Consider the following 19,831-nt stretch of genomic DNA (forward strand, 5'->3'; position numbering starts at 1 on the left):
CAGTCCTGGTGGTCCACTTCATGGACGACAGGGGTTTGCTCAGACGTCACTCCAGTTACTGCGCCACCGTCAGGGCGGAGTTTCTCCGATAATGGTTGCGTAGTGGTTTCTCCGGTGACCACGGTGGAGGTCTGATAGTCAACAGCAGCGTTGAGGACGACTGGACCGCCGACTAACGCAAGTTCAACCTTGTTCTTACAGTCGTAGTCCTCGCGGCACTGTCACCTTACACCCACACTCAGCCGGGACAGCGACGCCGCCGCGCGCCGTGCGCATGTGTGTTCCGCGGCGATTCTTGCTTCCGACGCTTCACAGCGAGCGTGTAGCGACGCAGATCCAAGCGCAACAAGCAACATCTCCCTGCGGCGCGGCTATGTTGCCGGCGCTATCGGTGTTCTCGACTGTCGTTGCCGTCACCGGTTAGCTTCCGCACGACGAGCGAGATGCCGATCCCGGTGGCGAGAAGGATAACGAGGTTGAACGCAGCGCGGAACAGCGCGCGGTACTCGCGGCCGACCCACTCGTTGATGACGGCGGTGGTGCTGGTGTAGAACTGGAAGAGCGCGACGATGGCGACGAACCCGAGCACCGCGAGCGCGCCCCGGAGGATGAGGCGACGAACGTCGCTCGTGTCGTCGCGCGCTCGGGTGTGGCGGCCACTCCCGGTGGCGTCGCTGGTGTTGGTGGTCGTGGTGTTCCTGTCGGTGTCGGTGGGCTGCTGGGCGTGGTCTGTGTCACTCATGCTGACTGCCTCCGTGCGGCGGCGATGGTGGTTGCGACGACGGCGATGAGGGCGACAGCCGGGCCGAACCCGGGGATGCCGCCGCCGGCTGACTGCTCGGGGTCGGTTCCGGAGTCCGGTTGTGTGTTGTCGGTTGTCTCGAAGTCTTCGACCTGCAGGCCGGTGTCTCGGACGGTCGTGTTCGCCTCGATTCGCTCTTGCGGGTCGAGATTGGCGGCGCTGCGCGCAGTGCCGACGATGACGCCGTCCTGTCGGAGGACCGCGTCGAGATAGTAGTTGTACGCCGATGGCACGTCGACCGTCGCGTTGGGCGTCACCGTCGCTCCGGGGGCGACATCGTCGACCGGAATGGTCGTTCGTGCGGCGACCACGTTCGAGTCGGCCTGCCGAACGACCAGCTCCACGGAGACGTCCTCCGAGGGCGCCGCACCATGGTTCGTGAGATACGTCGACACGTCCAGGGCCGTGGTGTCACCGTCGACACTGGCGACGGAGTACTGGACGGCGGGGAGGTCGGCACCGAACCGGTGGAAGGTCATGTGGCCACCGGACTGCACGCTGCCGACGCCGCGGACGGACTTGGAGACCGTGGCGACGCGCTGGCTGTCGGCGCGGAGCACAGTCTCGATCCGGTAGCCGCCGTCACGGGCAACCGGGATGTCGACCGTGACCGGGACTTCACGGTCGCCAGTAATGGTGTCGATGGCGGTGCTGCGGGTGGCCTCGACCAGTCCGGATTCCAAGCCCACCGCACGCACGGTGACGGTGACGTTCTCCGAGTCGCCGCCCCGGTGGCTGAGGTATGCGGTGGTCGAGAGGTCGACGGTTCCCGACGACGTGCCGTTGGCCGCGATCGTCGTTTCTTCGACATCGACGCGGCCGGGGTGGACGTCGTCGCGGTCAGCGTCGGCGACGACGCCGGGTATCACGACAGCTGTGACTGCTGACGCCAGCACGACGACGGCGATGCCGACGGCGAGCAGCCGTTCGCGGTCCATAGTTTCCTGTGCCGAGATAATAGTCAAGTATCTTGTGGTTCCGCAGGGGAAATAGATTGCTTCGGGCCGAGGCCATCGGGGGGTGTCGGCACGGGTAGACAGAAGACCCCTGCGTTCGTACTGCCTGGTATGTACACGGGGAAGACGGAGCAGCCGTGCTGTCTCTGCGACGACCCGGACACCGTCACCCGCATCGATCTCCCGCCGGCTGCTGTGCCCGAGATGGCGAACAGCGGCCCCATCGCGTGGCAGGACATCGAGGGGTCGGTCTCGATCCACTTCTGTGACAGCGATTGGGCGGTCGTGCGCGATCTCGTGCTCAACATGGGCCAGAACCCCCTCGGGAAGTGCAACGTGGCGCGGGCGTCGTTCGTCCTGCGGGAGGATTTCGAGGCGCTGTTGAACGACGTTCGCGACGAGCCCGATCACAGCGGCGTCGAGGCGGAGCTGCTGGCCGACAGCGAGCGTGTGCGTGCGGCGGCCGAGGAGGCGACCGATAGCGAGCGCGTGCAGGCGGCGCTCGTGCAGTGGGTGTTGGACGAGCGGGCCGAACCGCAGCGGGGCGACGACTGAGTCAGACGGCTTCCCCGACGTTCACGAGTAACACCGGGACGGGGGATTCGCGGACGACGCTTTCGGAGATGCTCCCGAGGAGGTCCCGGGATTCGCCGCTCCGGCCGGCGGTCGCCATCACCGCGATGTCGATCTCCATCTCGGTGACGTACGTCAGGATCTCCGTGGCGGGGACGCCGCGAGTGACCGTGGCTTCAACGGACGTTACGCCGGCGTCCTGGGCGCGCTTGACGATGCGATCGACGGCCTTCTGGCCGGCCTCCTGGACGCGGTGCAGCGGGTCGTCGTCGGGGGTCTCGTTCGAGCGCGTCGACTCAACGACGTAGAGGGTGTGGAGCGTCGCGCCGTACTGTTCTGCGATGTCGATTGCGTGCGTGACTGCTTCGTTGGTGCCCTCGGATCCGTCGGTCGGGACCAACACGCGGTCGTACATGTCGCAGGGTTGGGGGACCGTCCAGATCAGTTCGCGGTTACCAGACGTAATCACAGTTGGCGCTGTCGGCGTCCGTTTCGCTCCCCCAAAACATGTGTATAAATAACATACCACAAGAAGAGAGTGTTGCCGCTTGCTCGGCGCGAACCAGGCAATAGCTGTCAACTGTCCGTAGCAGGGCTTACAGTCGTTTTCATCCCTGAGAACTGCGGCCCCAACCTTATGGAGGGATCTGATAACTAGTGGCTATGACAATCGCATGGGCGCGCCGTCGATACGGCGTTAAACTCGGGCTGGGGTATATCGCCACCGCCGGCCTCCTGGTCGGGGTCGGCGTCACCACAAACGACGTCCCCTCGACCATTGTCGCCGGAATCGCCGGGTTACTCACGCTCGGATCGATCAACGCCGCCGAGACCGTCGCCAGCATCAAGGAGATCGCCGCACAGACCGAGCGCGTCGCCAACGGGAACCTCGAACAGGAGGTGACCTCCACCCGAACGGACGAGTTCGGATCGCTTGCCGACTCCATCGAACAGATGCGCCAGTCGCTTCGTGGCCGACTGAACGAGATGGAGCGCACCCGCGCCGACCTCGAAGAGACGCAGGCCGAGGCCGAGACGGCCCGCGAGGAGGCCGAGCAAGCCAAGCAGGAAGCCCAGGCCGCGGAGCGCGAGGCCCGCGAGCTGGCAGCCACCTACCAGGACACCGCCAAGCGCTACGGCGAAACCATGGAGGCCGCCGCCACGGGGGACCTCACCCAACGGGTCGACGTGGACACCGACCACGAGGCGATGGAGACGGTCGGCACCGCGTTCAACCAGATGATGGACGACCTCCAGGCGACGGTCCGAACGGTCACCACGGTCGCCGACGAGATCGAAGCCAAAACCGAGCGGATGTCCGAGACCAGCGCCGACATCGAGGCCAGCGCCGGTGACACCGTCGAAGCGGTGTCGAAGATCGAGTCGCAGGCCAACGACCAGCGCACGGAGCTCGACTCGGCGGCCGACGACGTCCAGCAGGTCAGTGCGTCCGCCGAGGAGATCGCCGCCACCATCGACGACCTGGCGTCCCGCAGCGAGGACGTAGCGACCGCCAGCGACGCGGCCCGCGACTCCTCGAAGTCCGCGCTCGACGAGATGTCCAGCATCGAGACCGAGGTCGACGACGCCGTCGGCCAGGTCGAACAGCTGCGCGACCAGGTCGCCGAGATCACCGACATCGTGGACGTGATCACGGACATCGGCGAGCAGACGAACATGCTGGCGCTGAACGCGTCCATCGAGGCCGCCCGCGCCGGCGGCAACGCCGACGGGGATGGCTTCAGCGTCGTCGCCGACGAGGTCAAGGACCTCGCGGAGGAAACGCAGGACCGCGCCAACGAGATCGCCGCAGTGGTCGAGAAAGTCACCGCCCAGACCGAGGACGTCACCGCGTCCATCCAGCAGACCCGAACCCGGGTGGAGTCCGGCAGCGAAACCGTCGAATCCACGCTGCGGGACATCCGCACGATCGCGGACTCCATCGCTGAGGTCTCGAACTCGATCGACGAGATCCAGCGCACGACCTCCGAGCAGGCCGAAACCGTCCAAAGCACCGCCACCTCTGTGGAGCGTGTCGCGGGACTGAGCGACGACACGACGGCGTTGGCGAGCGACGCCGAGTCCGCGGTGATCGGGCAACGCGAGAGCGCAGAGGAGATCGCGGCGTCCCTCGAACAGTTCCAGAACACGGCCGTCGAGCAGCTGCAGTCCCGCGTGGCGTCGTTCACCGTCGCCACCGAGGACAGCGAGACTGCGGGGGGTAGCGTGGAGCAGCCAGTCATGCGTGCCGGCGCTGACGGGGGTGGTGCGTGATGGACGCCGTCGCAACCGCCTACCTCGGCGGCGCGGTCGCGCTCATCGTCGGTGTGGCGTTCGTCTGGTTGCTGTACCGGTCGTTGGATGGCTCCCCGCATCAGTCGGCGCTCGCGCCGCTGGCCATCATTCCCGTGTTCGCGGGCCTGTCCTACGTGGGGATGGCGTACGACATCGGAACGGTGATCGTAAACGGGAACCAGATCGTCGGGCTGCGGTACATCGACTGGCTCGTGACGACGCCGATCCTCGTGGGGTACGTCGGCTACGCCGCGGGGGCGTCCCGTCGCAGCATCATCGGTGTGATGGTGGCGGACGCGCTCATGATCGCGGTGGGCGCGGGGGCGGTGGTGACTGACGGCACGCTCAAGTGGGCGCTGTTCGGCGTGTCGTCGATCTTCCACCTGTCGCTGTTCGCGTACCTGTACGTGATCTTTCCGCGGGTCGTGCCCGACGTGCCCGAGCAGATCGGGCTGTTCAACCTGCTGAAAAACCACATCGGGCTGCTGTGGTTGGCGTACCCGCTGGTGTGGCTGTTCGGCCCGGCCGGCATCGGGGAGGCAACGGCTGCCGGCGTCGCGCTCACGTACGTGTTCTTGGACGTGCTCGCGAAGGTGCCGTACGTGTATTTCTTCTACGCGCGGCGTCGCGTGTTCATGCACTCGGAGTCGCCGCCGGCTCCCGAGCAGGCGACCGTCGAGGCGACGGCGGCGGACTGACGGGCCGTCCCCGGTGGTGGTGTGACCCCGGCTCCGTCCAGCAGTCTGAGAGCCGCAACAAGGTTCAAGACACTGGTGGGCTTCTCTTCAGGTGAAGGTCCATGGATATCTCTGACATTGCGGCAAACGACTACGTGGAAGTCGACGCCGAACAGCGACTCGGGAAGGTGCGGTCGCTGTTCGAGCGTGAGAACCCCAAGGGCGTCATCGTCACCGAGGCCGGCGCGTACGACGGCGTCATCACGGAGCGCCAGCTCATCCAGTCGCATATCGGCGACGACACCAGGGTCGCGGCCATGGTCACGGACGCGCCGAAGGTCAGCCGGACCGAGGACGTGCGCGAGACAGCGCGCATGCTCGTCGAGGGCGGCACGAAGATCGCGCCCGTGTTCGAGGCCGGATCGCTGTGGGGCGTGATCACTGAGGACGCCATTCTGGACGCCGTGCTAGCGAACCTCGACGCGCTCGATGTCCGGGATATATACACCGAACACGTGGTGACGGTCGACGAGGACGACAGCATGGGCCGCGTGATCAATCTGTTGCGCGAGCACGGCATCTCGCGGCTGCCGGTCGTCGACGACGCCGGGCTGCTGTCGGGGATCGTCACGCGCTACGACATCGTCGATTTCGTCGTGCGTGACACCGAGAAGACCACCGTCGGGGATCGCAGCGGCGAGATCGAGCGCCTGCTCGATCTCCCGGTGTCCGACGAGATGACGAGCCCGGTCAAGACGGCGAGCTTCGACGACTCGGTGCGGGACGCCGTCGACGACATGCTCGCACACGACTACTCGGGGGTCATCGTCACGCCCGACGACGACGAGCGCGCGGTCGGCGGCATCCTCACGAAGACCGACGTGTTGCGCGCGCTGTCGTACACCGAGGAGGAACACCTCGACGTGCAGATCACGAACATCGACCTGCTGGACACGCTGTCCCGCCAGGAGGTCCGCGAGCGCATCGAGAACGTCGTCGCGAAGTACGGGGATATGGACGTCCATCACGCCCACGTCCGGCTCTCCAAGCACAAGGAGAAGCTCCGCGGGACGCCGCTGATTCAGTCACAGATCCGGCTGCGCACGAACAAGGGCCAGATCGCCGGAACCGGCGAAGGGTACGGCGCGGACAACTCCTTCCACGTCGCCCTGGACAAGCTCGAACGGAACGTGCTCGAGCTCAAGGGGATCGAGCACGACGAGGAGTACGAGGGCCAGCTCCTCCGGAAGCTCAACGACCTGTAGGCACCGCCGTCGGGCGTGCTTATATGAGCACGCCCGTCGTAGGGCATCGCGCATGAGGTTTGATTTCACACGCGCGGTCGGATTGCTCGCTGCGTTCGTGGCCGTCGGCATGATCGGGCTCTCGGCGGCGGACGTCATGCCGGCGCGCGTGATGTTCATGATGGTGTTGCCGTCGATGATCGTGTTCGCGGCGATCTCGTTTCTCATCGGCATGAAACACGGCGAGCACCGCATCACGGGGTGACGCGCCGTCAGTAGTCGTCGGCACTGGCGGCGTCGATGCCCCCGTCAGTGATCTGGAACTGGGCGTGTTCGCCGTCGGGCTTGGCGCGGTGTTTCTCCAGCGTCGCGCGCCGGGTGCCGCCGCGGAACCGGTCGAGCCGGAGGACGGTGCCCGTCCAGTGTGCGAGCGTGTGGCCGCCCAGCGGGCGGGCGCGGTCGCTGTCGTTGTCGACGTCGGTGAACACCTGGTTCGTGACGACGACCGCGAGGTCGTGTTTGCGCGCCAGCGACAGCAGGTGTGTGATCTGGTCGGCGACCTGGCGGAGCGCGTCGCCCGTGGTGTCGTCGCCGCCGCGGGCCAGCCGGTAGAACCCGGTCACGGAGTCCACCACGATGAGGTCCGCGCGGTCGGCGAAGTCGGCGGTGTCGCGGACGGCTTGGGCCTGTTCGTCGAAGTCGTGGGCGTCGGAGACGATGACGTTCGCGGACGCCGCCTCGGGGTCGGTGGCGCGCGCCTCCAGTAGCTGCTGGAAGCGCGCGAGCGAGAGGCCTTCGGTGTCGACGTAGACGGCGAGGCCGCCGGCGGCGGCGGTGGTCACGGCGGTTGTGAGCGCGACGTTCGTCTTGCCGGCGGCGGGTGGCCCGTACAGCTGCGTGACGGTGCCGCGCTCGACACCGCCGCCGAGCAGCTCGTCGAGTGCGCCACAGCCGGTCGGGAGGTGGGTGTCGTCCTCGCGCACGGGATGTCGTTGGCGCGCCGCTGGGTAAACACCCGTGGTCGATGCCCGGCGGGCGCGAGAACGAGAGGCGTGTTGGCGCGGTCAGCGGCCCGGAGGCCGGTTAGACGGCGTCCTGGGGCGGGCTGACAGTGGCGTCGAGGAGCTCGGTGAAACGCGGGCCCGCGAGCGACCGGTCGCGGGCGATCTCCGTGTCACTGGGGACGGCGGCCGGCGTGAGGTCGGTCGTGTCGACGCCGAGGGCAGACAGCACGCGTTCGTGGAGTTCGTAGACGCTGAGCCGCGGCCCGGGGGCGTGGAAGACGCCGGTGTGGTCGGTCTCCGCGAGCTCCGTGATGGCGTCGGCAACGTCGGTGACGTGGACCGGGCTCCGATAGACGTCGTCGTGGCGTTGACAGGCGCCGCCGTCGAGGGCATCCCGGGCGGCGGCGAGCTGGGGGGTGAGCGGGTCGGTCGCGTAGCAGCTGCTGACCCGGAGGACGACGCCGTTGTCGGTGTCGTGGCGGTCGACGTGGTCTTCGAACACTTGGATGCGGCGGCCGGTGTCGTCGCAGGGCGTGCGAACGTCGTCGGGGCGGTAGTCGCCGTCGGTGCCGTCGAACACCGCGCCGGTGGACGCGTAGACGAGGCGGCGGTCCGCGCAGGCGTCGACGAGCGCGCTGACGGCGTCGACGTACGCCGGGATCGGCACGTCGGCGGTGTGGACCGGTGCGGTGACGATGACGGTGTCTGGGTCGTGGGCGGCGATGTGGGCAGCGGGGTCGTCGGCGAACACGTCGAATTCGGTCGGGTGTGAGGTGGCCGTGACGCCGGCGCGTGCGGCGAGGGCGGCGTCAAGCGGGCCTGTGTCGCCGACGACGAGCGCGTCCATACCTCACGTCCACAACTGCAACTGTAAAAAGTTCTCTCTCAGGCCCGGGTGGCGGCGGTGGAATCCGGTACATCTTTCACCCATCGCTTAATAGTTATTCACACGGACGAGTGCGTGGCGGTTGACAGAAAGTACTTCTGTTGGGCCGCCGCACTCGAAACCAACCCCGGAGTCTCCAACCATGAACGAAGTCCAACTGGAGGTCGCGAAAGCCTACCCCAACGATTCGGGACGGGGGATCGCGCGCCTCGATCCAGACACGCTGTTGCATCTCAAACTCAGCCCGGGAGACATCATCGAAATCGAGGGGGCCGAAACCACGGCCGCGAAGGTCTGGCGAGCCGACCGCCAAGACTGGAACACGGACACCATCCGGATCGACGGGTTCACGCGCCAGAACGCCGAGGTCGGCATCGGGGAGCGCGTGAAGATCCGGAAAGCCGACGCGGAAAAAGCGGACACGCTCGTCCTCGCACCCCCCGAGGAAGCGAGCGTGCAGTTCGGCAGTGACGCCGCCGGCATGGTCAAACGCCAGATCCTCAAGCGGCCGGTCGTCGCCCGCGACATCGTTCCCGTGATGTCCTCGACGAACCACCCGTTCATGCGATCCCCAGGCCAGGCGATCCCATTGATCGCCGTCGAAACGGAGCCTGAGGGCGTCTGCCTGGTGACCGAGGACACCGACGTCGAGCTGCGCGAGGAGCCGATCAGCGGCTTCGAGCGCACCGGCGGCGGCATCACGTACGAGGACATCGGCGGCCTCGAAAACGAGATTCAGCGCGTCCGGGAGATGGTCGAACTCCCGATGAAACACCCCCAGATCTTCCAGAAGCTCGGCATCGAACCGCCACAGGGGGTGTTGCTGCACGGGCCGCCGGGCACCGGGAAGACCCTGCTGGCGAAAGCCGTCGCCAACGAGACGTCGGCGAGTTTCTTCTCGATCGCCGGTCCCGAGATCATCTCGAAGTATTACGGCGAATCCGAGCAGCAGCTCCGGGAGATCTTCGAGGACGCCAAAGACGACTCGCCGTCGATCATCTTCATCGACGAGCTGGACTCCATCGCGCCCAAGCGCGAGGACGTCACCGGCGAGGTCGAGCGCCGTGTGGTCGCCCAGCTGTTGACGATGATGGACGGCCTGGAGGGCCGCGGGCAGGTCATCGTCATCGCGGCGACCAACCGCGTCGACGCCGTCGACCCCGCGCTGCGGCGGCCGGGGCGTTTCGACCGCGAGATCGAGATCGGCGTCCCCGACGAGATCGGGCGCGAGGAGATCCTGAAGATCCACACCCGGGGGATGCCGCTGTCCGACGACGTGAACCTCTCGACGCTGGCCGACGACACCCACGGGTTCGTCGGCGCGGACATCGAGAGCCTCAGCAAGGAGGCCGCGATGCGGGCGCTGCGCCGGTACCTCCCGGAGATCGATCTCGACGAGGAGGACATCCCGCCGAGCCTGATCGACCGCATGATCGTCAAGCGCGAGGACTTCAAGGGCGCGCTCAGCGAGGTGGAGCCGTCCGCGATGCGGGAGGTCCTCGTGGAGCTGCCGAAGATCACGTGGGACGACGTCGGCGGGCTCACGGAGGCGAAAAACAACGTCAAGGAGTCCGTTGAGTGGCCGCTGAACCAGCCCGAGAAGTTCACGCGGATGGGCGTCGAGCCGCCCGCCGGCGTGTTGCTGTACGGGCCGCCGGGCACCGGGAAGACGCTGATGGCGAAGGCCGTCGCCAACGAGACGAACGCCAACTTCATCTCGGTGCGGGGGCCACAGCTGCTGTCGAAGTGGGTCGGCGAAAGCGAGAAGGCGATCCGCCAGACGTTCCGGAAGGCCCGCCAGGTCGCGCCGACCGTGATCTTCTTCGACGAGCTGGACAGCCTCGCGCCCGGCCGCGGGCAGACCGGCGGGAACAACGTCAGCGAGCGCGTCGTCAACCAGCTGTTGACCGAGCTGGACGGCCTCGAGGAGATGGAGGAAGTGATGGTGATCGCGGCGACCAACCGCCCGGACATCATCGACCCGGCGTTGATCCGCAGCGGGCGCTTCGACCGCCTCGTACAGGTCGGCCAGCCGGGGATCGAGGGCCGCGAGCAGATCCTGAAGATCCACACCCAGGACACGCCGCTGGCGGCGGACGTCTCGCTTCGGGAGCTCGCCGAGCGCGCGGACGGCTACGTGGGCAGCGACCTCGCGAACATCGCCCGGGAGGCAGCCATCGAGGCGCTCCGGGACGACGAGGACGCCGACGACGTCGGCATGGCGCATTTCCGGGCGGCCATGGAGAACGTCCGGCCGACGATCACCGACGACCTCATGGAGTATTACGACCAGGTCGAAGACCAGTTCAAGGGCAGCCAGGGCCCCAACGTGAACAGCCGCCAGGGCAGCGAGCACATCGGCTTCCAGTAGCCGACACGGCGGCGTGTTTCCGCCGTGCGGTCGCGACAGGCTGCGCTGGGCGATGCGAATACGGCACCCCCTGAGAAGACCAGCTACTCGTCGACGCGGGTGGCGTTCACTTGGCCGTCCTGGCCGGGGCGGGAGGTGACGCGGGCCGTGCCGGCGTCCGTTTCGATGATTGCGCCCTTCGTGATGATGTTTCGGCGGGCGTAGTTGGGGTTGGCGTCGTTGGCGCTGACGTCCTCGATGGTGGCGCGTTCGGCGCCGGAGTCGGTGGCGACGTTCACGACGTTCGTGGAGAGCACGCGCACTTTCTCGGCGTCGCCGCGCACGTCGACGGTTCGGAACCGGGGTTCGCCGACGGTCGTTTCGGTGGGTTCGCGGCCGAGTTCGCTTTTCGACTTCTTCGAGCGCGGTCGGAGTCGCGCGCCCGTCTTCGAGCGCTTCGAACGGCCTTGGTATTGCATACCCGAGACCAACACCAGGACGCACTTGAAAGGCTCGGTTAGGCGACAACGCAGGGTTTAGGCGCGTGCCGGCGCTACGCGCAGCCATGAGTCTCCGGGTTGCGACGGCCGCGCCGTTCAAGCAGAAGGGACGGACGCAGGTCGCCGAGCAGGCGTTCGTGGTGGCGTTGTCCCTTGACCGGGAGTGGATGAGTGCCGATCAGGCCAAGCGCCTGTTGGACATGGCGGACGCGGAGGGGCTCGTCGAGCGGGTCGCGGACGGGGACGTGGCCGCGACGTTCGATCCCGGCGCTGTCGAGATCCCCGAGGGGTTCGTGCCGGACGCGTCGTTGTTCCAGGAGCGGTCGGGTTTCGAGCGCGCGCTGGACGCGCTGGTTGCGGCGGGGTTCGACCGCCAGGAGACGGTGGCGGCGGTCAACGACCTCCAGCAGGCGGTGGGCGTGACCGCGGACGCGGCGGCAGTGGTGTACGCGCGCCAGCAGGGCGTTGCGGCGTCGGGTGCGGCGGAGGCGGCACAGGAGGGCGTGCTGGATGGTCGCTGACCGGATCACGGACGGGACGCGCATCGCGGAGCTGTTGGCGAGCGAGGTGACGGGCCACGAGCGTGCGCCCTACGACCGGACGAGCGTCGTGGACGCCGCGCCGGACGTGGAGCCGACGGCCGACGGCGCGCGCGCCTACGACGTGGCCCACGACGGGACGGTGGTGGCGCGCGTGTTCGTGCAGCCCGAGCGGATCCGGGTGGCGGTGTTCAGCGGGCTGGACGCCGCCGACGCGGCCGCCGAGGACGCCGGGCTGCGGGCGCGGCCGGTCGCGAGCGACCCCGCGCGCCTCGTGGTGTTCGTCGCGTCCGGGGCGGCGACCAAGCGCGCGCTGGACGTGCTCGGTGCGGCGGTCGCGGCCCGCGAGGACTGAGTGTCGGCTGGCGGGCACGCGGTGCAGGACGAACGCTGTGGTTTCGGTCCGTGCGGAAGCGAATCGCTTTTGCGGGTTTGCCGGCACGCGAACGTATGAGCTTCGTCGAGGAACTCGGGGCCCGCATCGAGGCGGCTGACTCGGTGGTGAGCGTGGGTCTCGATCCGGACATGGAGCGGCTTCCGGAGGACGTACAGGACGCGGAGCTGCCGCGGTGGGCGTTCAACCGCCGCATCATCGACGCGACCCACGAGCACGCCGCGGTGTTCAAGCCGAACGCGGCGTTCTACGAGGACAGCGACGGGTGGCGCGCGCTCCGGGAGACGGTGGCGTACGCCCACGGCAAGGGCGTGCCCGTGTTGTTGGACGCGAAGCGCGCGGACATCGGGAACACGGCCCGCCAGTACGCCGAGATCCTGGCGCACGTCGACGCCATCACCGTCAACCCGTACCTCGGGGAGGACGCCCTGCAGCCGTTCCTCACGCAGGACGAGGCGGGCGTGTTCGTGTTGTGTCGCACCTCCAACGAGGGCGGGATGGATTTCCAGCATCTCGAACTCGCGGCCTACGACCGCCGGCTCTACGAGCACGTCGCCGAGCGGGCGGCCGAGTGGAACGCCCAGTACGGGGATGTCGGGCTGGTGGTGGGCGCAACCGCGCCCGACGAGCTCCAGGCCATCCGGGAGCGCGTGCCGGAGCTGCCGTTCCTGGTGCCGGGCGTGGGCGCGCAGGGCGGCGACGCCGAGGCCGCCGTGGAGTACGGGCTCAACGACGACGGCGTCGGGCTGGTGAACTCGACGCGCGGCGTCATCTTCGCGGGCGAACACGGCTCAGCGTGGGCGGCGGCGGCCGGCGACGCGGCGCGGACGCTGCGCGAGCGCCTGAACCGCCACCGGTAGTCAGCGGCGGCCCGGAGCCGGGTGGTCGCCCGCGTCGGGAGCGCAGTCAGTGCAGACGCCGCGTGCGTCGTGGTGGGTGTCACAGACGACGCTCCCGCAGCGGTCACAGACCCGCTGTGCACCCGGGGCGCGACAGATCGAGCAGACGCCGGTCACGCTCATACCGGGTGTACGGGCCGGGCGGGCGTAACCGTGGGGGAGGCAAACACCCTTGATGGTGGACTGCGTACGACCCGGTGTGCGACCCAATCGGAGTCTCGTGTGGGGGCTGGCGGTCGTGTTCGGCGTGTGCAGCGTCGTTTTCGGTGTGCTCGCAGTGCTGTACAGCCCGGTTGCGTTGTCCGTTGCGGTGCCGTTCGGCGGGGTTGCAGGGCTGTTCTACTACCACGCCTCCGGGCGGCTTCGGCGGCGGACGTTCCGCCGGCAGGCGGGGCGGGCGCGGTCGGCGCGGCGTGGCCGGACCGCGGGCACCGGGCCACGCGGGGGGCGGTCCCGGGACCGCCAGCAGTCACGCGGGAACCGGGAGTTCACCGACGGCGTCGCCGACGACCAGCCGCGGCGCTCCGATTACCGGGTGTTGGACCTGGAGCCGGGCGCGGACGAGGAGGCCGTGACTGCGGCCTACCGGGAGAAGGCACAGGAGTTGCATCCGGACCGGGGCGGGGACACTGAGGCGTTCGCGCGCGTGAACGAGGCCTACGAGCGGCTCCAGGGGGACGCGTAGGTTTACCGTCCCGGGAGTGTAGGGGGAGTGTGCGCGCGATCTATTTCGATCTCGATCGGACGCTGATTCACACCGAGCCGTCGGTCACCGCTGCCCTGGAGGACGCCTTCGAGCGGGTGGCCGGTGAGAGTCCACGGGCGTGGCTGGAGGCGTACGGCGACGGGTTCGTCGAGCGGTTCCAGGCGTGTGCGCCCGCGCCGTACCGGGGCGGCGTCGAGCACGTGCGTGCGGAGACGGAGTTCGAGTGCGGTGTCGAGGAGACGGTGGGCGCGTTGCTGGACGCCGAGGTGGCGGCGACCGAGCCGACACCGGACGCGGCGGCAACGCTCGAACGCGTGGCGGCGGCCCATCCGGTCGGCGTGTTGACCAACGGTGTGCCGGAGTGGCAGCGCGCAAAGCTCGCCGCCGCGGGGCTGGCGGGCCACGTCGACGCGGTCGTGACGGCGTACGAGGCGGGCGCACACAAGCCCGCGCCGGAGCCGTTCGCACTGGCCGAGCGCCGCCTGCCGGCCGACGGGTACGCGCTCATCGGGGATTCCGACGCGGACGTCGACGGGGCGGCGAGCGCGGGGTGGCGTGGCGTGCGATACGACGGCGGGACGCTCGCCGACGCCGTCGACCGGATCGACTGGCCGCAGTGAGAGGGGTGCGTGTGGCGTCCGGACGGGGTGTCACTCGGAGAAAGCTTTTGGTCGGTAACGCCTAACCCCAGGGCATGGGACGCGACCGCGCCCGACTGGCCGCCGCACTGGAGCGCGGCGAACAGGAGGGCGGCAGCGTCGAGTTCAAAGAGCGGTTCAGTCGTGACATCCACCTCGCCGAGGGGCGCTTGGAGAGTCTCACAGCACAGCTCCGCCACCGCATTCTGTCGGGGGACGGGGAGGCCGAATACGTGCTCGGGGTGACCGACGACGGCGGGCTGGCGGGCGTCAGTCAGGCGACGTTCGCCGAGACCATGGACGTGTTGAGTCTGCTCGCCGACGAGGCGGGCGCACACATCGCGGACGTACAGACGTGGGGCATCGACAGCGTCGGTGACGCGCCCGCCGGCACCGACGGGATCGTGGGCGTCGCGACGGTGCAGGACGGCGACGGGCTTGCGGCCGGCGACGACCACATCATCGTCGGCACCGCCGGCCACGTCGACCACGGGAAGTCGACGCTCGTGGGCAGCCTCGTGACCGGTGACGCCGACGACGGCGACGGTGCCACGCGCGGGTTCCTGGACGTCCAGCCCCACGAGGTCGAGCGCGGGCTGTCGGCGGATCTCTCCTACGGGGTCTACGGGTTCGACGGCGACGGCCCGCTGCGGGTGCGCAACCCCGACCGGAAAGACGAGCGCGCGGCGGTCGTGGAGGCCGCCGACCGCGTGGTGTCGTTCGTCGACACCGTCGGCCACGAGCCGTGGCTGTCGACGACCATCCGCGGGCTGGTCGGCCAGAAACTCGACTACGGGCTGTTGACGGTGGCCGCCGACGACGGTCCCACGAAGACCACGCGCGAACACATGGGCGTGCTGTTGGCGACCGAGCTGCCGACCATCGTCGCGGTGACGAAGACGGATCTCGTGGACGACGACCGGGTTGCGGCCGTCGAGCGCGAGGTCGAGGCGTTGCTCCGGCGCACCGAGCGCGCGCCGCTGCCGGTCGCCCGCCACGGCGTCGACGCCGCCGTCGACGAGCTCGGGGACGGCGTGGTGCCGATCGTCCGGACCAGCGCGGTGACCGGGGACGGACTCGCGGTCCTCGATGAGCTGTTCGCGCGGCTCCCGAAGACCACGGCGGCAAGCGGGCCGTTCCGGATGTACGTCGACCGCACGTACAGCGTGACCGGCGTGGGCGCTGTCGCGTCCGGCACGGTGAAATCGGGGACCGTCGAGGACGGGGAGACGCTCCTGTTGGGGCCGTTTCCGAACGGCAGCTTCCGGACCGTTGAGGTGCGGTCGATCGAGATGCATTACCACCGCGTGGACAGCGCGCAGGCCGGCCGGATCGTCGGGATCGCGTTGAAGGGCGTCAGCGAGGAGGCGATCGAGCGCGGGATGGTGTTGCTGCCGGGGGACGCCGACCCCACGCCGGTCCGGGCGTTCGACGCCGAGGTGATGGTGTTGAACCACCCCACGCGCATCGACGCCGGCTACGAGCCCGTGGTGCACCTCGAAACCATCGGGGAGGCCGCGCGGTTCACGCCCGCGGACGGCCAGCTGCTGCCCGGGGATGCCGGCCACACCCGCGTCCGGTTCAAGTTCCGGCCGTATCTCGTGGAGGAAGGCCAGCGGTTCGTCTTCCGTGAGGGGTCCAGCAAGGGCGTGGGCACGGTCACCGATGTCGTGGAGTGACGGGGTTTTCCTGCCTCCGGCGTCCAGGCCGCGTATGAGCAGCCGAAACACCTTGGAGTTCGCGGTCGGCGTGGTGGTGGCGGGCGTGGTCGCGGGGGCGCTGTCGGTGCGCTTGCGGACGGCGTCCGCGCTCGTGCTCGGGCTCGCCGCGGCCATGCCGTCGCTCGCACGAACGAGCACGCACCTCGACCGAGCGGCCTACGAGGCGGGCGCGTCGAGCCGCCGCCAGATCATCGACGGCGCGCTGGCGGCCACCAGCACAGCCGTCGCCGGGGTCGCGAGCGGGTACGCCGCGCTCGCGGTGGCGGACAGCGCCGCGGTGACGATCGCGGCCGCGGCCACCGCCGGCGTGTTCGCCGGGCAGGCCGTGTTCTACGCGCGAACCCGCCAGTACGTGGCGTAGCGCGCTCACGCCCGCCGATAACAGGGGGTGTCGTCGACACGAACCGCCTGCCCGAACAGCGCCGCCCAGTCGAGGCGGCGGCGCACGCGACCGGTCCAGAACGCCTGCCAGTTGTCGCGTTTCGCGCGCTCCCAGGGCGGGACCTGCTCGCGCACGGCGTCGAAAACGTCGCGTGGCTGTGCCGGCGTGTCGTCGAGCGCGTCCACGACGTCGCCGCCGAGGAAGACGTTCTCGCGGAACCCGGCGGCGAGCGCCTCGCGGTCGTCGACGCCGACGTCGCCGCGGCGGGCGTATCCGGCGTCGTCGTCGACGAGCACGCCGACCGCGGACAGGAACACCAGCCACGCGGACGCCGTGCCGCGGTCCTCGACGCCGGCGCGCTCGATGAGGCGGCGACAGCAGTCGTCCTCGGGTTTGGGCACGAGCGGGGTGGCGTCGCGGACGTCCCCCACAGCCGCCAGCGAGGACGGTGCCGGCGGAACAGGCTTTCGCTGCATGCGCGGATGTCGGTGTTGCGTTGCCTTCAGTCGTTTGGAGGCGGACGACCGGGCAGCTTGCACCGTGTTTTTTCTTCTCTCAACGCATACGCACGTGCAATGACGACGGGGCGCGCCAGCAGCCCGCGTGCCGCGGGGAGTCCGCTACATGGTCGAGAAAACACACATCACGACGAGTAAGGCGATACAGCGCCGCACCGGGAAGACGTTCCACCTCGCGACGCGGTTGCTTCCCACGCGGGTGCGCCACGCCACGTACGTCCTCTACGCGTTCTTCCGCGTGGCCGACGACGTGGTCGACACGACCGCGGATCGCGATCCGGGCGTGCAACGCGAGGAGCTGGAGGGGATCCGGGCGGCCGCACTGGGGGCCCGCGACCCCGAGTCGGTCGCCGCCGACACCGAGGTGCTGGCTGCGTTCCGGGAGCTGGCCACCCGCCACGGCATCAGCGACGAGGACATCCACACGTTCATCGACGCGATGCAGGCCGACCTGGAGAAGACGCGCTACGAGTCACACGCCGAACTCGAGGAGTACATGCGGGGGTCGGCCGTCGCGGTCGGCTACATGATGATGGACGTCATGGAGGTCGCGGAGCCGGAGACGGCGGCTCCCCACGCCGCGGCGCTCGCGGAGGCGTTCCAGCTGTCGAACTTCCTGCGGGATGTCGCCGAGGACGTCCACGAGTACGACCGCGTCTATCTCCCCGCGGAGTCGCGGGCCGACCACGGCGTGACCGTCGAGCAGCTCCGCGCACGCACGGTGGATGCGGGGTTCCGGGAGGCGATGCGGGAAGAGCTGGCGTACACCGAGCGCAAATACCGGACGGGCGTCGCCGGCATCGAATACCTCCCCGAGGACTGCCAGTTCGCGGTGTTGGTGTCGGCCGTGTTGTACGCCGACCACCACCGGGCCATCCGGGAGCGGGACTGCGACGTGCTCACTGCGACGCCGTCGCTGTCGACGCCGCGGAAGCTCTGGCTGGTGGCGAAAACGCGGGCGTTGTGGGCGTTGAACTCCAGCCCGGAGGCGGTGTTCTATCGGGCGACGGGACTGGCGGAAACCGGCGATAGCCGCCGCCGCCACGGCGATCCGCAGCCGACGCCGTCACGGTAGCGCGGGGCTACTGCCGCGTGCCGGGGCCGCGATCACGCAGCACGGCGAAGTCGAAGCGGTCGGTTTGCAGCAAGCCGACGCCCAGAGCGGCCGCGGCGGCCGCGGGGAGGAGGTTGCCGAACGCGAGGTTCACCGTCCCCCAGAGGATGACGAAGCTCACGAGGTCGTCGAGGAGGTACTCGCAGTCCGCGACCCGCGCCTGGATGCCCGCCCGCGAGAACCCCCAGTCGAGCAGGCTCACGGAGACGACCGCCGACAGCACCCAGCCCGCGTAGTTCGACAGCGGCACGCCGTAGTACGGGCCGCCGGCGAAGTACCGCCAGAACCCGAGGCCGACGGCCGCCGGGTCGAGGACGACGTCCATCCAGACGACGGTGGCGGCGACGGCGGCCAGCCGCAGCAGCCGGTTGCGGGCGCGCGGCCCCAACAGCAACACGACGAGCAGGTAGCTGTTGACGACCAGTGGGAAGAAAAACACCGGCAGCCCCAGTGGCACCTTCCCGGCGAGCATCGGCCCGAGTTCGATGCGGTACGCGAACTCCCCGTACGGCCAGCCGGCGGTGACGCCGAGCAGTTCGATGCCGAAGGCGTAGGCGGTGAGCACCGCCACCGCGACGGCGGCGCGCCGGTCAACGAGCGGGGCCAGCCCGGCGACCAACGGCAGCCGCATCACGACGGTGCCGAACAGGATGAAGTAGGGGTTGAACGAGAGCGCGGGCGGCAGCCACCCCCAGGCGGAGGCGAGCAGCGTCACCGCGCCGACAACGGGGAACACCACGGCGATCTCGAAGCGGTAGGCGGCGACCAGTTCGTGGAGGCGGGCCTCGACGCGGGCGCGATCAGCCATGCACGACCCCCCAGAGTCCGCCCAGCGTGAACACCATGCCGACGAGCGTGTTCACCGCGGGATACCACCAGTACGCGCGCCCGACGGCCACCTGGAGGCGGCGAATCCCGAACACCAACACCGGGTACGCCAGCAACAACAGCCCGAACCGGACGTCGACGAGCGCGAAGACGGCGGCCGACAGCAGCCAGATGCCCGCGCAGTACGCCAGCGCGCGGTCCGCGCCCAGCGCGGTCGCAGTGGTCTGGATGCCGGCGGCGCGGTCCGGCTCGATGTCGGGGATGGCCGAGAACGTGTGCATCCCCATCGCCCACAGCCAGCCGCCCGCGACCGCCAGCAGCGGCGGGTGGGTGCCGGAGACGCCGGCGTAGGCGGCCGCGGCCGGCAGCACGTAGAGGCCGTTTGACAGCGAGTCCAACACCGGCGTGGTTTTGAACCGCAGCGGGGGTGCGCTGTACTCCGTCGCCAACACGAACCACGCAGCCAGGTACGGCCACGCCTCGGCCGGCAGCGGGGCGGCGACGAACCCCAGGAACACCCCGCAGACGGCGACGATGACCGCGACTGCGGCCCCGCCCCGGTAGCGCGACTCCCGGCCGTCCTTTTTCGGGTTCGTCTCGTCGACGTCGCGGTCGAAGACGTCGTTGATGCCGTAGAGGTAGATGTTCGCGGGCAACAGGAAGTAGCTGAACAGCACCACCGCGGGCGCGCTGAACAGCTCCCCGACGGTGGTCGCGCCGTAGGACACGCCGACCAAGACGGGGCCGGCGAGGTACAGCCAGAACCGCGGCCGGGACAACACGAACAGATACCGGAACATGGTGT

General features: G+C 69.0%; 24 protein-coding genes. 14 read left to right on the forward strand and 10 right to left on the reverse strand.

The features are described from left to right. Window positions 1-385: 385 nt before the first annotated feature. Both APQ99_RS00705 and APQ99_RS00710 read right to left on the reverse strand, forming a co-directional pair. The gene (locus APQ99_RS00705; RefSeq protein WP_010903206.1) at window positions 386-742 is read right to left on the reverse strand and encodes a hypothetical protein; all 357 of its coding nucleotides are present in this window, start codon (window positions 740-742) and stop codon (window positions 386-388) included. After that, window positions 739-1,740, reverse strand: coding sequence for a DUF7490 domain-containing protein (locus tag APQ99_RS00710; protein ID WP_010903207.1), 1,002 nt, complete (start codon window positions 1,738-1,740; stop codon window positions 739-741). Before APQ99_RS00710 ends, APQ99_RS00705 begins: the two co-directional genes overlap by 4 nt. Before the next feature lie 129 nt (window positions 1,741-1,869). Between APQ99_RS00710 and APQ99_RS00715 the strand changes: the two genes are divergently transcribed. Beyond that, window positions 1,870-2,313 (forward strand): hypothetical protein, encoded by a 444-nt coding sequence (locus APQ99_RS00715; RefSeq protein WP_010903208.1) that lies wholly within the window; start codon window positions 1,870-1,872, stop codon window positions 2,311-2,313. 1 nt (window position 2,314) lies between these two features. On the opposite strand, the gene APQ99_RS00720 is transcribed toward APQ99_RS00715, so the two are convergent. Further along, window positions 2,315-2,746 (reverse strand): universal stress protein, encoded by a 432-nt coding sequence (locus tag APQ99_RS00720; protein WP_010903209.1) that lies wholly within the window; start codon window positions 2,744-2,746, stop codon window positions 2,315-2,317. 248 nt (window positions 2,747-2,994) lie between these two features. On the opposite strand from APQ99_RS00720, the gene htr1 reads away from it, so the two are divergent. The 4 genes from htr1 (at window position 2,995) to APQ99_RS00740 (ending at window position 6,812) form a co-directional block, all read left to right on the forward strand. Further along, window positions 2,995-4,605, forward strand: coding sequence for a sensory rhodopsin I transducer Htr1 (gene htr1, locus APQ99_RS00725; protein ID WP_010903210.1), 1,611 nt, complete (start codon window positions 2,995-2,997; stop codon window positions 4,603-4,605). Continuing rightward, window positions 4,605-5,324, forward strand: a complete 720-nt coding sequence (sop1, locus tag APQ99_RS00730) for a sensory rhodopsin I (protein WP_010903211.1) — start codon at window positions 4,605-4,607, stop codon at window positions 5,322-5,324. The genes htr1 and sop1 overlap by 1 nt, the downstream gene beginning before the upstream one ends. Window positions 5,325-5,425: 101 nt before the next feature. Continuing rightward, the gene (locus APQ99_RS00735) at window positions 5,426-6,568 is read left to right on the forward strand and encodes a CBS domain-containing protein (RefSeq protein ID WP_010903212.1); all 1,143 of its coding nucleotides are present in this window, start codon (window positions 5,426-5,428) and stop codon (window positions 6,566-6,568) included. Between the two features lie 52 nt (window positions 6,569-6,620). After that, the gene (locus tag APQ99_RS00740) at window positions 6,621-6,812 is read left to right on the forward strand and encodes a DUF7333 family protein (protein ID WP_010903213.1); all 192 of its coding nucleotides are present in this window, start codon (window positions 6,621-6,623) and stop codon (window positions 6,810-6,812) included. 7 nt (window positions 6,813-6,819) lie between these two features. Here APQ99_RS00740 and radB read toward each other — a convergent pair whose 3' ends face one another. Then, complete coding sequence (gene radB / locus APQ99_RS00745) at window positions 6,820-7,530, reverse strand: DNA repair and recombination protein RadB (RefSeq protein ID WP_010903214.1); 711 nt, start codon at window positions 7,528-7,530, stop codon at window positions 6,820-6,822. Between the two features lie 100 nt (window positions 7,531-7,630). Then, window positions 7,631-8,398, reverse strand: coding sequence for a sugar nucleotide-binding protein (locus APQ99_RS00750; protein WP_010903215.1), 768 nt, complete (start codon window positions 8,396-8,398; stop codon window positions 7,631-7,633). A 181-nt stretch (window positions 8,399-8,579) separates the two neighbouring features. Here APQ99_RS00750 and APQ99_RS00755 point away from each other — a divergent pair, with 181 nt between their 5' ends. Beyond that, window positions 8,580-10,808, forward strand: coding sequence for a CDC48 family AAA ATPase (locus APQ99_RS00755; RefSeq protein ID WP_010903216.1), 2,229 nt, complete (start codon window positions 8,580-8,582; stop codon window positions 10,806-10,808). An 83-nt stretch (window positions 10,809-10,891) separates the two neighbouring features. Here APQ99_RS00755 and APQ99_RS00760 read toward each other — a convergent pair whose 3' ends face one another. After that, window positions 10,892-11,266, reverse strand: coding sequence for a 30S ribosomal protein S8e (locus APQ99_RS00760; protein WP_010903217.1), 375 nt, complete (start codon window positions 11,264-11,266; stop codon window positions 10,892-10,894). 86 nt (window positions 11,267-11,352) lie between these two features. Here APQ99_RS00760 and APQ99_RS00765 point away from each other — a divergent pair, with 86 nt between their 5' ends. The 3 genes from APQ99_RS00765 (at window position 11,353) to pyrF (ending at window position 13,080) form a co-directional block, all read left to right on the forward strand. Then, a complete protein-coding gene (locus APQ99_RS00765) occupies window positions 11,353-11,808 on the forward strand; it encodes a DUF2240 family protein (RefSeq protein ID WP_010903218.1) in 456 nt (151 codons plus the stop codon). Further along, window positions 11,798-12,181, forward strand: coding sequence for a hypothetical protein (locus tag APQ99_RS00770; protein WP_010903219.1), 384 nt, complete (start codon window positions 11,798-11,800; stop codon window positions 12,179-12,181). Before APQ99_RS00765 ends, APQ99_RS00770 begins: the two co-directional genes overlap by 11 nt. A 95-nt stretch (window positions 12,182-12,276) precedes the next feature. Then, the gene (gene pyrF, locus APQ99_RS00775) at window positions 12,277-13,080 is read left to right on the forward strand and encodes an orotidine-5'-phosphate decarboxylase (RefSeq protein ID WP_010903220.1); all 804 of its coding nucleotides are present in this window, start codon (window positions 12,277-12,279) and stop codon (window positions 13,078-13,080) included. Here pyrF and APQ99_RS12475 read toward each other — a convergent pair whose 3' ends face one another. After that, entirely contained in the window at window positions 13,081-13,242 is a 162-nt protein-coding gene (locus APQ99_RS12475; RefSeq protein WP_010903221.1) for a hypothetical protein, read from the reverse strand. A 76-nt stretch (window positions 13,243-13,318) separates the two neighbouring features. Between APQ99_RS12475 and APQ99_RS00780 the strand changes: the two genes are divergently transcribed. From APQ99_RS00780 to APQ99_RS00795, 4 genes are all read left to right on the forward strand, one after another. After that, window positions 13,319-13,804: a J domain-containing protein gene (locus APQ99_RS00780; protein ID WP_227970881.1), complete on the forward strand. Its 486-nt coding sequence runs from the start codon at window positions 13,319-13,321 to the stop codon at window positions 13,802-13,804. 29 nt (window positions 13,805-13,833) lie between these two features. Then, complete coding sequence (locus tag APQ99_RS00785) at window positions 13,834-14,445, forward strand: HAD family hydrolase (protein WP_010903223.1); 612 nt, start codon at window positions 13,834-13,836, stop codon at window positions 14,443-14,445. A gap of 74 nt (window positions 14,446-14,519) precedes the next feature. Continuing rightward, complete coding sequence (locus APQ99_RS00790) at window positions 14,520-16,142, forward strand: GTPBP1 family GTP-binding protein (protein WP_010903224.1); 1,623 nt, start codon at window positions 14,520-14,522, stop codon at window positions 16,140-16,142. A 34-nt stretch (window positions 16,143-16,176) separates the two neighbouring features. Next, window positions 16,177-16,545, forward strand: a complete 369-nt coding sequence (locus tag APQ99_RS00795) for a hypothetical protein (RefSeq protein ID WP_010903225.1) — start codon at window positions 16,177-16,179, stop codon at window positions 16,543-16,545. Window positions 16,546-16,550: 5 nt separating this feature from the next. On the opposite strand, the gene APQ99_RS00800 is transcribed toward APQ99_RS00795, so the two are convergent. Next, complete coding sequence (locus APQ99_RS00800) at window positions 16,551-17,042, reverse strand: hypothetical protein (RefSeq protein WP_010903226.1); 492 nt, start codon at window positions 17,040-17,042, stop codon at window positions 16,551-16,553. A 148-nt stretch (window positions 17,043-17,190) separates the two neighbouring features. Between APQ99_RS00800 and APQ99_RS00805 the strand changes: the two genes are divergently transcribed. Further along, entirely contained in the window at window positions 17,191-18,159 is a 969-nt protein-coding gene (locus APQ99_RS00805; RefSeq protein WP_010903227.1) for a phytoene/squalene synthase family protein, read from the forward strand. Between the two features lie 7 nt (window positions 18,160-18,166). Here the strand turns inward: APQ99_RS00805 and cruF are convergent, their stop codons facing one another. Together cruF and APQ99_RS00815 are read right to left on the reverse strand one after the other, a co-directional pair. Then, entirely contained in the window at window positions 18,167-19,006 is an 840-nt protein-coding gene (gene cruF, locus APQ99_RS00810; RefSeq protein ID WP_010903228.1) for a bisanhydrobacterioruberin hydratase, read from the reverse strand. Next, window positions 18,999-19,826 carry a prenyltransferase gene (locus APQ99_RS00815; RefSeq protein ID WP_010903229.1) on the reverse strand — a complete coding sequence of 276 codons (828 nt, stop codon included), beginning with the start codon at window positions 19,824-19,826 and terminating at the stop codon, window positions 18,999-19,001. The genes cruF and APQ99_RS00815 overlap by 8 nt, the downstream gene beginning before the upstream one ends. Between the last annotated feature and the right edge of the window lie 5 nt (window positions 19,827-19,831).

It is taken from the genome of Halobacterium salinarum DSM 3754 (assembly GCF_008124605.1).
GTDB classification, from domain to species: domain Archaea; phylum Halobacteriota; class Halobacteria; order Halobacteriales; family Halobacteriaceae; genus Halobacterium; species Halobacterium salinarum.